Genomic DNA, 12,169 nt, shown 5'->3' with positions numbered 1-12,169 from the left:
GGCAAGTATCGCAGCACTATAAATCAAGCGCGTCGGTTCGCATAAGCGACTATCGGGTCGGCAACTGAATAAACAGACTTGTACAGTAAATTGATACAAGGCACTCGTTTGCCCAGCAAGTGGTGCTAGCATAGAGCCATCACTCGAACTGCCTCACCCTCTTATAAGTAGTCAGGACATGACCGAGCCAGAAGACCCCAATCGTGAGCGCCTCAAGCAACACTTTGCCCAGCGGGTCATTCATCAGGCTCGGCAGATACTCGAAATCTGGCAACGCCTGCAGCGCAGCGAGTGGTCGACGAGTGACCTGGGTGAGCTGTGCGAGGCGAACCTGCGCCTGCAGCGCTATGCCGAGCGTTTCGATCAACCCGAACACAGCCAGCTGGCTGAAGCCATCGCCCAGACCCTGGCGGCGATCGAGGCCAACAGCGCGCGCCTGAGCAGCCCGCTGATCAGCGAGCTCAATCGCCTGATGCAGCGCTTGTCACGCACTGGCCTGCGCCAGGGCGACCAGCTCGAGCAGGTACCGTTGCCGCCGCTGCGCAAGCCGGTCTACATCATGCTCCAGGATCACGATCGGGCCGAGCGTCTGGCCCAGCAACTGGAGTTCTTCGGCCTGGGTGTACAAGCCTTGTACAGCGCTGACGCCTTTCGCGCCTCGATGAGTGAGCGGCTGCCCTCGGCCATCGTCATGGATGTCGACTTCACCGGCACCGGAATTGGCCTGCAACTGGCGGCGCAGGCCCAGGCAGGCCTGGAGCATCGCGTGCCGCTGTTGTTCTTCAGCCTTGATGAAACCGACACGCCAACGCGCCTGGCCGCCGTGCGTGCCGGCGGCCAGGAGTTCCTCACCGGCACCCTGGAAGCCTCCAGCCTGCTGGAGAAGGTCGAACTGCTGACCAGCGTCACCCAGTACGAACCGTTCAAAGTGCTGATCATCGATGATTCCCGGGCCCAGGCCATGCACACCGAGCGCCTGCTCAACAGCGCCGGCATCGTCACCCGGACCTTGACCGACCCGATCCGCACCATGGCCGAGCTTGCGGACTTTCAGCCCGACCTGATCATCCTCGACATGTACATGCCTGACTGCACCGGCACCGAGCTTGCCAAGGTCATCCGCCACAATGATCGCTACGTCAGCGTGCCAATCATCTACCTGTCGGCCGAAGACGACCTCGACAAGCAGCTCGACGCCATGAGCGAAGGCGGCGATGACTTCCTGACCAAGCCGATCCGCTCGCGACACCTGATCACCACCGTGCGCAACCGCGCGGCCCGTGCCCGCAATCTCAAGGCACGGATGGTGCGCGACAGTCTGACCGGGCTGTACAACCACACTCACATCCTGCAACTGCTCGAGGACTGCAGTTTTCGCGCACGGCGCGAAGAGCAGCCGCTGAGTTTCGCCATGCTCGACATCGACCACTTCAAGAAGGTCAACGACAGCCATGGCCACCCCATGGGCGACCGGGTGATCAAGAGCCTGGCCCTGTTCCTCAAGCAACGCCTGCGCAAGACCGACTTCATCGGTCGCTACGGTGGAGAAGAGTTCGCCATCGTCATGCCCAACACTGACCTCACCGCCGCTCAAAAAGTGCTGGATGAGATCCGCCGCCGCTTCGCCGAGATCCACTACCCCGCCCAGCCACGAGACCTGTTCTGCACCTTCAGTGCCGGCGTGGTGCAACTCAAGGACGGGCTCGACGCCCTGAGCATGGCCACTGCTGCGGACACGGCGCTGTACCAGGCCAAGGGGGCCGGGCGTAACTGCGTGCTGCGCGCCGACTGATCAAGGCAAAGTGCCACTTTTTTAACCGAACGGTCGACATCGTCATAACCCGGTCATAAAAACGCAATAACTTCAGGTGCTTACCATTCGGCCGTTGGTTGACCCTGCACATGCGCCTGAAGCTGCTGACCAATTTCAATACCCTGTTGCTGGTAACCGTCTGCATCGCCCTGGGGACCACCCTGTGGTGGTCGCAGCGCGCGCTGGAGCGTCCCTATCAAATGATGGAGCGCTACTTGTCGCTGTCGCAGCAGTTCCAGAATGAGGTCGCACGCAACATCGGCGACTACCTCGGCAATGGCGATGCCCTGCGCCATGCCACGGCGGTCCATGCAACAGCGCAATTGCAGGCCTCTCTCCAGCAACTACCCGACGAGCTGGCCGCGCCCCTGCGCCCGAGCCTGGACAACCTGCAGCGCTTTGCCGGTGATGAACTGCTGGCGGCCGGCAAGCTGGCCGGCGACCCGCAGGCCTTGTTGCTGCAGGCCGAACGCGAGTTGGGCGCGAGCCTGGACCAACTGGCCAGCTACGCCCAGGCCAGCAACAACCCGGAGGCCGGGCGCTATGCAGCCGTGCTGTTCAAGGCGGCGCTGCACCTGTCGCGGGTGTCCCTGGCCCGCGACAAGCTGGTCAGCAGCGGCCGCAGCGAACTGGCCGACGAGGTGGCGCGCGAACTGCAACTGATCGTCGCCCAGGCCAAGGCACTCGATGACCTGCCCTTGCTCGGCGTAACGGCTGCCCGCGAATCCAGTGCCGACGACTTTGCCGCCCTCATGGGCCTGGAGACACAAGCCAGCCAGGAGGTCGAGGACAGCGGGATTGCCCTCAAGCGAGAGCTCAACAGCCTGCTCAACCGCTACCCCGCCGAATTGCAACGCACCCGTGAACAGATCCAGCGTCGCAGCGAACTGGTCGAGAGCACCCACCGACAGATCGACGCCGTACAACAGGCCATCGCCGCGCTGGAACCTGCGGTACGCAGCCAGCACGCCACGATCCAGGGAGAGGTGCGGATGATCCAGGGCCTGATGATCGTCCTGATCCTGCTGATCGCCCTGCTCATCGACACCTTGCAGCGCCGCCTGGCCCGAGTGCTGACCAACCTGGCACCGGCCTTGTCGCGCTGGGCCGAGGGCGACTTCGCCGAGGCGATCTCGCTGGGCAAGAGCAACCGCGAGATGCACGACATTCAAGAGTCGCTGAACCGCCTGCGCCGGTACCTGGTGGAACTGGTCGGGACCATCCGCGGCAATGCCGAGCAGGTGGCAGGCAGCAGCCATGCCCTGGCCGGCATGAGCAGTGCCCTGCACGATGGCGCCGAGCGCCAGGCAGGCGATACCGCGCAGATCCGCGATGCCCTGGGCGAACTGGAAGCCACCATCCTGCAAGTGGCCGGCGACGCCAGCCAGGCCGCCGACGCCAGCCGCGATGCCGGTCGGGCGGTGGAACAGGGCCAGGCGGTAATTGGCCAGAGCCTGACCGGCCTGCGCGCGCTGGTCGATGAAGTCCAGGGCAATGCCCAGATGATCGAGCAACTGGCCGAAGAGTCGGCCACCATCGGCGGCGTACTCACGGTCATTCGCTCGATTGCCGAACAGACCAACCTGCTGGCCCTCAATGCCGCTATCGAGGCGGCCCGCGCCGGCGAAATGGGCCGCGGGTTCGCCGTGGTCGCCGAAGAAGTCCGCTCCCTGGCCCAGCGCACCACCGGCGCCACCGGTGAGATCCAGACCCTGATCGGGCGCCTTCAGCAGGCCGCGCGCGAATCGGTCGAAGGCATGCGCACCCAGCTCGAACATGCCGAAGCCACCGCCGACCAGGCGCAGGCAGCCGATGGTGCGCTGGATGAGATCGTCGCGGCGATCCAGACCATTTCGGCCACCGCCGTGCGCATTGCCGATGTCACGGCCCAACAGAGTGGCGCGGTGAGCGAGATTCGCGATCACAGCGAGCGAATTCATGACCTGGGCGAGGACAATCTTCAGCGCATCGGCGAAGGCCGCGAACAGGGCGAGCAGTTGCTCAGGCTGGGAGGCGAGCTGAACACCGCGGTGCGGGCCTTTCGGGTTTGAATTCCATCGCGGGGCAAGCCCACGGCTGCAGGCCGTAGGCGCGGGCTTGCCCCGCGATGGCCATAAAGTCCGCTATCATGCAGCCACATCTGTACTGCGAGACCGCCATGCGCCGCCTGCTTTGCCTCCTTTTCCTGCTTCTGGCCTTGCCCGCCGTGGGCGCCGGCCTGCTCGACAACCGCCCAAGCGCCACCCTCGGTGCGCCGTCGCTGAACAACAGCGCAGACTTCCTGCCCGTGCACGAGGCCTTCAAGCTCAGCCTGGTGCAAAGCGACGCCCAGCTCCTCAAGCTGCGTTTCGTCGCCACCGACGGCTACTACCTGTATCGCCATCGTTTCAATTTCCGCACCGAACCTGCCGATATCGCCCTGGGCAGCGCGCAGATCCCCCCGGGCGAAGCCAAGCACGATGAGTTCTTCGGCGATGTCGAGGTCTATCACGGCATCGTCGATATCGACATTCCGCGAGCGGCCAGCGACGGGCGCGCCTTTACCCTGGTGGTGGGCTATCAGGGCTGCGCCGACAAGGGCCTGTGCTACCCGCCGGAAACCCTACGCTTGAGCATCGACGGCACTGGGGTGGCGTCGGATGCCAGTGCGCCCGCCACGACCACCAGGGCCTGGACCTGGAAAGAAATGCTGTTGTTCTTCCTCGCGGGTGTCGGCCTGACCTTCACACCCTGCGTACTGCCGATGCTGCCGATCCTCTCCGGCGTGGTGCTGCGCGGCCAGGTCGGCGGCCTGCGCGGCTTTGCCCTGTCGCTGGCCTACGTCCTGCCGATGGCTGCCTGTTTCGCCCTGCTGGGTGCACTGATGGGCCTGTTCGGTGCCGGCATGAACCTGCAGGCACGGCTGCAGTCGGCCTGGGTACTGGTACCGTTCTCGCTGTTCTTCGTGATCTTCGCCCTGGCCATGTTCGGCCTGTTCGAACTGAAATTGCCCCACGCCATCAGCCATCGCCTGGAACGCCTGGTCGGTCGGACCAAAGGCGGCTCGCTGATTGGCGCGGCGATCCTGGGAGTGTTTTCCAGCCTTCTGGTGTCACCTTGCGTGTCGGCACCACTGGCCGGTGCACTGCTGTACATCAGTGCCAGCGGCGATGCCGTGGGCGGCGCCTTGAAGCTGTTCGCCCTGGGCCTGGGCATGGGTGCCCCGTTGCTGCTGGTCGCCACCGGCGGCGCGGCCTGGCTGCCCAAGAGCGGCCCATGGCTGGTCACGGTCAAGAATGCCATTGGCGTGCTGTTGCTGGGCCTGGCCATCGCCCTGCTCAGCCGAGTGCTGCCGGGGCAGGTCACCCTGCTGTTGGTCGGATTGCTCAGCGCAGGCGTGGCGCTGTTCCTCGGCACCCTGGAGTTCACCGCGAAGTCCACGCTGCAGCGCCTGGGGCAATTGCTGGGCCTGGCGCTGCTGGTCTATGCCCTGGCCTGCTGGTACGGCGCCTTGAGCGGCCAGACCGACCCGCTGCGCCCCCTGCCACCGCCGACGGCTGGCGCCCATGCGCCCGCCCAAAGCACCGCCCAGAACGACTGGCAAACCATCACCACCCCCGCCGCCCTCGACAGCGCCCTGGCCCAAGCCAAGGCCGACGGGCAACCGGTGGTGCTGGACTGGTATGCCGACTGGTGCATCAGCTGCAAGGTCATCGAACATGAAGTGCTGGCCGCGCCTGCGGTCAAAAACCAGCTCATCGGCTTCAAGCTGCTGCGTTTCGACATCACCCAAAGCAACGCCGAGCAGCGCGCCCTGCTCGATCGCTATCAGCTTTTCGGCCCGCCCGCGCTCTTGTTCTTTGCCGCGAACGGCAGCGAAAAAACCAGCGCCCGGGTGGTTGGCGAGACAAACGCCGGGGAATTTGCCGAGCATCTGGCGCGCATTCGCAGCGATCTGGGTCTATAACTTCTTCTGCCCGCCAAGAAGCCATTATCGATGACCAAAATTAATAAATTAGTCACATACTTGGCGTGAATCTCGGTCATCGTGCTGGCTATTGTCGGCAACTGGACACTGCCCGCCGGTTTACGGCATAGTCGCCGCGCAACGTTTGTGCCTAACGATAAAAGGAACCACAGATGGCAACGCTACTGGTGCTGCACGGCCCCAACCTGAACCTGCTCGGTACCCGCGAACCGGGCGTCTATGGCGCCGTCACCCTGGCCCAGATCAACCAGGACCTGGAGCAGCGCGCCCGCGCCGCCGGCCATCACCTGCAGTACCTGCAAAGCAACGCCGAGTACGAATTGATCGACCGTATCCACGCCGCGCGCAGCGAAGGCGTCGACTTCATCCTGATCAATCCGGCTGCTTTCACACACACATCCGTCGCATTACGTGACGCATTGCTGGCAGTGAGCATCCCATTCATCGAAGTGCACCTGTCGAACGTGCACAAGCGTGAGCCGTTTCGCCATCACTCCTACTTTTCCGATGTCGCCGTAGGAGTGATTTGCGGCCTGGGTGCCACCGGCTACCGCCTGGCCCTGGACTCTGCCCTGGAACACCTGGCTGCCAACGCCAAACCCTGATACCGAGCACCTGGCCTGTGGCCGGGGCTCACAAGAAACGTTAGAAAACACGTTTTTATATTTACGCCCCTGACCGAACCTTGGGAGTTGATGATTAATGGATATCCGTAAAGTCAAGAAACTGATCGAACTGCTGGAAGAGTCTGGCATCGACGAGCTGGAGATCAAGGAAGGCGAGGAATCCGTACGGATCAGCCGTCACAGCAAGACTCCAGCCCAGCAGTACTACGCTCCGGCTCCAGTCGCCGCTCCTGTTGCAGCCCCGGCTCCCGTTGCCGCTGCAGCCGCACCTGCTGCCGAAGCCGCCGCACCGAAGCTGAACGGCACCGTTGCTCGTTCGCCAATGGTCGGTACCTTCTACCGCAAGGCCTCGCCAACCTCGCCAGCCTTCGTTGAAGTCGGCCAGACCGTGAAGAAAGGCGACACCCTGTGCATCGTCGAAGCCATGAAGATGATGAACCACATCGAAGCTGAAACCAGCGGTGTGATCGAATCCATCCTGGTAGAAGACGGTCAGCCGGTTGAGTTCGACCAGCCGCTGTTCACCATCGTTTGAACCGCGGAGAGCCAACGATGTCTGCGAAGCTGGAAAAAGTCCTGATCGCCAACCGTGGGGAAATTGCCCTGCGGATCCTGCGTGCCTGCAAAGAGCTGGGCATCAAGACCGTCGCCGTACACTCCACGGCTGACCGCGAACTGATGCACCTGGGCCTGGCAGACGAGTCGGTCTGCATCGGTCCTGCTTCGGCCAGCCAGTCCTACCTGCACATTCCAGCGATCATCGCCGCTGCCGAAGTGACCGGCGCTACCGCCATTCACCCAGGCTATGGCTTCCTCGCTGAAAACGCCGACTTCGCCGAACAGGTGGAGAACTCCGGTTTTGCCTTCATCGGCCCGAAAGCCGACACCATTCGCCTGATGGGCGACAAGGTTTCGGCCAAGGACGCAATGATCAAATCGGGCGTTCCAACCGTACCGGGCTCCGACGGCCCGTTGCCGGAAGACGAAGAAGAAGCCCTGCGCATCGGCCGTGAAGTCGGCTACCCGGTGATCATCAAGGCCGCCGGTGGCGGTGGTGGTCGCGGCATGCGCGTGGTGCACAAGGAAGAAGACCTGATCGCCTCGGCCAAGCTGACCCGTACCGAAGCCGGTGCTGCGTTCGGCAACCCGATGGTCTACCTCGAGAAGTTCCTGACCAACCCACGCCACGTGGAAGTCCAGGTACTCTCCGATGGCCAGGGCAACGCCGTTCACCTGGGTGACCGCGACTGCTCGCTGCAGCGCCGCCACCAGAAAGTCCTGGAAGAAGCGCCTGCCCCGGGCATCGATGAAAAAGCCCGCCAGGAAGTCTTCAAGCGCTGTGTCGATGCCTGCATCGAGATCGGCTACCGTGGTGCCGGCACCTTCGAGTTCCTCTACGAGAACGGCGCGTTCTACTTCATCGAAATGAACACTCGTGTTCAGGTGGAGCACCCGGTTTCGGAGATGGTCACCGGTATCGACATCGTCAAGGAGATGCTCAGCATCGCCGCTGGCAACAAGCTGTCGTTCACCCAGGATGACGTCGTGATCCGTGGCCACTCCCTGGAGTGCCGGATCAACGCCGAAGACCCGAAGAAGTTCATCCCGAGCCCAGGCACGGTCAAGCACTTCCATGCCCCAGGCGGCAACGGCGTTCGCGTCGACTCGCACCTGTACAGCGGTTACGCGGTTCCACCGAACTACGACTCGCTGATCGGCAAGCTGATCACCTACGGCAAAGACCGTGACGAAGCCATGGCACGCATGCGCAATGCCCTGGACGAAATCGTCGTCGACGGTATCAAGACCAACATCCCGCTGCACCGCGACCTGGTGCGTGATGAAGGTTTCTGCAAAGGTGGCGTCAACATTCACTATCTGGAACACAAACTGGCCAACCAGGAGTGATTCCACAGTGATGTGAAAAGACCCCGGCCATTGGCCGGGGTCTTTTTTTGTGCGCCTGCAGACGCAGGCTTGCCCCGCGAAGCATTCCCACAAATCCCTCGCACTCAAGTAAACTGGCGGGCTTCTCGCAGCCCTGCGCTGCCCCTGTAGATTTTTCCAAAGGTGCCCGCCATGCCTTGGCTGCAAGTACGTCTGGCCATCAGCCCGGATCAAGCCGAAACCTATGAAGACGCCCTGCTCGAAGTCGGCGCGGTTTCGGTCACCTTCATGGACGCCGAAGACCAACCGATTTTCGAACCGGACCTCAACACCACCCCGCTGTGGTCGCACACCCACCTGCTGGCATTGTTCGAAGCCGACACCGATGCCGATGCCGTGTTCGCCCACCTGCAACTGCTGACCGGCGCCACGCTGCCGGAGCACCAGGCCGAAGTCATCGAAGACCAGGACTGGGAACGCAGCTGGATGGACAACTTCCAGCCAATGCGCTTCGGCCAGCGCCTGTGGATCGTACCGAGCTGGCACGCCGCGCCCGAGCCCGAGGCGGTCAACCTGCTGCTCGACCCGGGCCTGGCCTTCGGCACCGGCACCCACCCCACCACCGCCCTGTGCCTCGAATGGCTGGACGGCCAGGACCTGAACGGCGCCCAGGTGCTCGATTTCGGGTGCGGCTCGGGCATCCTGGCGATTGCGGCCCTGCTGCTGGGTGCCCGCGAAGCGGTGGGTACCGACATCGACGTGCAGGCACTGGAAGCCTCCCGCGACAACGCCGGACGCAATGGCATCGCCGACGAGCGCTTTGCCCTGTACCTGCCCGAGCACATGCCGGCAATGCAGGCCGATGTGCTGGTAGCCAATATCCTCGCCGGCCCGCTGGTATCCCTCGCCCCGCAGCTGTCCACCCTGGTTCGCCCGGGCGGTTTGCTGGCCCTGTCGGGCATCCTCGCCGAACAGGGCGATGAAGTGGCCGCGGCCTATGCCAAGGACTTCGACCTCGACCCGATCAGCGTCCGTGACGGCTGGGTACGCATCAGTGGTCGCCGCCGTTAAGTGGGCCTAGAATAACCTTCTGCACAACCCGGATCGCCGCATGACCGACAGTTTCGTCACCCAGTGCCCGCATTGCCAGACCAGCTTTCGCGTCAACCACAATCAGTTGAGCGTGGCCCGTGGCGTGGTCCGTTGTGGCGCTTGCCTTCAGGTTTTCAACGCTGCCAAACAGCTGTTGGAGCAGAGTGCGGCGCAGAACCCCGCGAGCGAGCCTGCAGTCGTGGAGCCGGCGCCCCCTGCGCCGCCAACACCGATCAGCCCGCGCGAGTGGAGCGCCGCCGAGCTTGACCTCGACCAGCTCGACCTGGACCAGGAACTGGCGCGGCTGGAGCAGCGCGAAATCCAGCCAACCACCGAGTTCAAGGCAGGCCCCGCGCGCGAGGAAAACCTCAGCGCGCACCGCGACGAGCCGGAAACCGACGATCCGCATTGGCCCGACAGCCTGTTCAGCACCCCGGCAAACGAGCGCGAAGCGCCAGCCGAGGCACTTGACGAGCCCTTGCCACCACTGGTCGAGCAGGAGCCGCTGGATCTTGCCCCTGCCCCAGGCGAGCGCACCGAGCCCTCGCTGTCGCTGGAAGCACTGGACGACGACCTCGATCCCCCTGCCCAACCCACTCGCCCGCTGGCCGCCGAGCTCGATGAACCGCCGGTCGAACGCCTGTCGGCCAAGGAGCCGGAAGACGACTTCGACGCCCCGGAAGCTGACGACGAGCGCCGCGAGCCCGGCCTGGGCCCGGCCTCCAGCCGCCCTGCGCGCAAGGAACCGCTGCTCGACCTGGTCGACGATCCGCTGCAACTGGATTGGCAGAAGCCCAAGGCCCACTGGGGCAAGCGCCTGCTGTGGATCCTGCTGATCCTGCTGGCCGCTGCCGCCCTGGCCGGCCAGTACATCTGGTACCACTTCGACGAGCTCGCCCGCCAGGACCAGTACCGCCCGTGGTTCCAGCAACTCTGCCCGCAAGTGGGCTGCAAGGTGCCTTCGCGGGTCGACATCGACCGGATCAAAAGCAGCAACCTGGTGGTACGCAGCCATCCGGACTTCAATGGCGCCTTGATCGTCGACGCGATCATCTACAACCGGGCACCGTTCACCCAGCCGTTCCCGCTGCTGGAACTGCGCTTTGCCGACCTCAACGGCCAGTTGATCGCCAGCCGGCGCTTCAAACCCGCCGAATACCTGAGCGGCGAGCTGGCCGGCAAGGGCGAGATGCCCAGCCAGGTGCCGATCCATATCGCCCTGGACATCCTCGACCCGGGCCCCAAGGCCGTCAATTACAGCCTCAGCTTCCGCTCCCCCGAATAGCCCTGCGCACGCATGCCCGCCTCACCAAACTGGCGGGCATAACGCCGCAGCTGTTCAGATTTTATCCAAATCCATCTTTATCCGGTCACCGAGAGCGGGTATCATGCCAACCCTTTTTCGAACTCTAATGATCCGGCCCCACAACAGGGAACTCCTATGTCGGCGGTACGCATCGGCCCATACACACTGCAGAACAACCTGATCCTCGCGCCGATGGCCGGGGTAACGGACCAGCCATTTCGTCAGCTCTGCCGACGAATGGGCGCAGGCCTGGTGGTGTCGGAGATGGTCAGCAGCGACATGAGCCTGTGGAACAGCCGCAAGTCGCGCCTGCGCATGATTCACGAAGGTGATCCCGAGCCGCGCTCGGTCCAGATCGCCGGTGGTGACGCGCAGATGCTCGCAGCGGCGGCCCGGGCCAATGTCGAGGCGGGCGCCCAGATCATCGACATCAACATGGGTTGCCCGGCAAAAAAAGTCTGCAACAAGGCTGCAGGCTCTGCTTTATTGAAAGATGAAGCCTTGGTCAGCGAGATCCTCCACGCGGTAGTTGCCGCCGTGGACGTACCGGTCACGCTGAAGATCCGCACGGGTTGGGACAGGGCGAACAAGAACGGCCTGACGGTGGCGAAGATTGCCGAACAGGCTGGCATCCAGGCACTGGCGGTCCATGGACGAACCCGCGCCGACCTGTACACCGGCGAAGCCGAGTACGACACCATCGCTGCGATCAAGCAGGCGGTGTCGATCCCGGTCTTTGCCAACGGCGATATCACGTCGCCCGAAAAGGCCCGGGCCGTGCTTCAGGCAACGGGCGCCGACGGCCTGCTGGTCGGCCGGGCTGCCCAGGGGCGGCCCTGGATCTTTCGCGAGATCGAGCATTACCTGCGCACCGGCGAGCAATTGCCGGTGCCACAGCTGGAAGAAGTGGAACGCATTCTGCTTGAGCACCTGGCCGCCCTGCACGCCTTCTATGGCGATGTGATGGGTGTACGCATTGCCCGCAAGCATGTCGGCTGGTACTTGGCAACGCTTCCGGGCGCCAGGGAATTTCGCGCCCAGTTCAATCGTTTGGAAGATACGCAAGCGCAGTGCGCCAACGTTCGTGGTTTTTTCCGCGAACGTGAACAGAGCCTTGAGACAGAGGACGGACAAGGGGTGGCCGCATGACGATGATGACCGAGACTTTAGTGAGTGGAACAACGCCCGTGAGCGACAACGTCAACCTGAAACAGCACCTGAATACACCGAGCGAAGAAGGTCAGACCCTTCGCGGCAGTGTGGAAAAGGCGCTGCACAACTATTTCGCCCATCTGGAGGGCGCGGCCGTCACGGACGTGTATAACCTGGTGCTCTCGGAAGTCGAAGCGCCGTTGCTCGAAAGCGTGATGAACTACGTCAAGGGCAACCAGACCAAGGCCAGCGAGCTGCTCGGGCTCAACCGCGGCACCTTGCGCAAGAAACTCAAGCAGTACGATTTGTTGTAAGCAAGCATCCAA

General features: G+C 63.4%; 10 protein-coding genes. All 10 read left to right on the top strand.

Annotated features, from left to right (window positions below):
- Positions 1-178: 178 nt before the first annotated feature.
- The 10 genes from NPS58_RS22530 to fis all read left to right on the top strand — a co-directional run bounded on the left by NPS58_RS22530 (position 179) and on the right by fis (position 12,157).
- Positions 179-1,792 carry a response regulator gene (locus NPS58_RS22530; protein WP_274117466.1) on the top strand — a complete coding sequence of 538 codons (1,614 nt, stop codon included), beginning with the start codon at positions 179-181 and terminating at the stop codon, positions 1,790-1,792.
- Between the two features lie 110 nt (positions 1,793-1,902).
- On the top strand, positions 1,903-3,864 hold the full coding sequence (locus NPS58_RS22525; protein ID WP_274117465.1) for a methyl-accepting chemotaxis protein: 1,962 nt from the start codon (positions 1,903-1,905) through the stop codon (positions 3,862-3,864).
- A 107-nt stretch (positions 3,865-3,971) separates the two neighbouring features.
- Positions 3,972-5,759, top strand: a complete 1,788-nt coding sequence (locus tag NPS58_RS22520) for a protein-disulfide reductase DsbD (RefSeq protein ID WP_274117595.1) — start codon at positions 3,972-3,974, stop codon at positions 5,757-5,759.
- 173 nt (positions 5,760-5,932) lie between these two features.
- The gene (aroQ, locus tag NPS58_RS22515) at positions 5,933-6,385 is read left to right on the top strand and encodes a type II 3-dehydroquinate dehydratase (protein ID WP_274117464.1); all 453 of its coding nucleotides are present in this window, start codon (positions 5,933-5,935) and stop codon (positions 6,383-6,385) included.
- A gap of 97 nt (positions 6,386-6,482) precedes the next feature.
- Positions 6,483-6,941, top strand: coding sequence for an acetyl-CoA carboxylase biotin carboxyl carrier protein (gene accB, locus NPS58_RS22510; RefSeq protein WP_274117463.1), 459 nt, complete (start codon positions 6,483-6,485; stop codon positions 6,939-6,941).
- A gap of 17 nt (positions 6,942-6,958) precedes the next feature.
- Positions 6,959-8,314: an acetyl-CoA carboxylase biotin carboxylase subunit gene (accC, locus tag NPS58_RS22505; RefSeq protein WP_274117462.1), complete on the top strand. Its 1,356-nt coding sequence runs from the start codon at positions 6,959-6,961 to the stop codon at positions 8,312-8,314.
- Between the two features lie 171 nt (positions 8,315-8,485).
- Positions 8,486-9,364: a 50S ribosomal protein L11 methyltransferase gene (gene prmA, locus NPS58_RS22500; RefSeq protein ID WP_274117461.1), complete on the top strand. Its 879-nt coding sequence runs from the start codon at positions 8,486-8,488 to the stop codon at positions 9,362-9,364.
- 40 nt (positions 9,365-9,404) lie between these two features.
- On the top strand, positions 9,405-10,670 hold the full coding sequence (locus NPS58_RS22495; protein WP_274117460.1) for a DUF3426 domain-containing protein: 1,266 nt from the start codon (positions 9,405-9,407) through the stop codon (positions 10,668-10,670).
- A gap of 156 nt (positions 10,671-10,826) precedes the next feature.
- Positions 10,827-11,840 carry a tRNA dihydrouridine synthase DusB gene (dusB, locus tag NPS58_RS22490; RefSeq protein ID WP_028945750.1) on the top strand — a complete coding sequence of 338 codons (1,014 nt, stop codon included), beginning with the start codon at positions 10,827-10,829 and terminating at the stop codon, positions 11,838-11,840.
- Positions 11,837-12,157 carry a DNA-binding transcriptional regulator Fis gene (gene fis, locus NPS58_RS22485; RefSeq protein WP_003186237.1) on the top strand — a complete coding sequence of 107 codons (321 nt, stop codon included), beginning with the start codon at positions 11,837-11,839 and terminating at the stop codon, positions 12,155-12,157. Before dusB ends, fis begins: the two co-directional genes overlap by 4 nt.
- Positions 12,158-12,169: the final 12 nt, after the last annotated feature.

The sequence above is a fragment of the Pseudomonas putida genome, assembly GCF_028682455.1.
Classification (GTDB): domain Bacteria; phylum Pseudomonadota; class Gammaproteobacteria; order Pseudomonadales; family Pseudomonadaceae; genus Aquipseudomonas; species Aquipseudomonas putida_AA.
The sequence above is the reverse complement of the archived record's forward strand: the minus strand, read 5'-3'. Positions and strand labels throughout refer to the sequence as shown.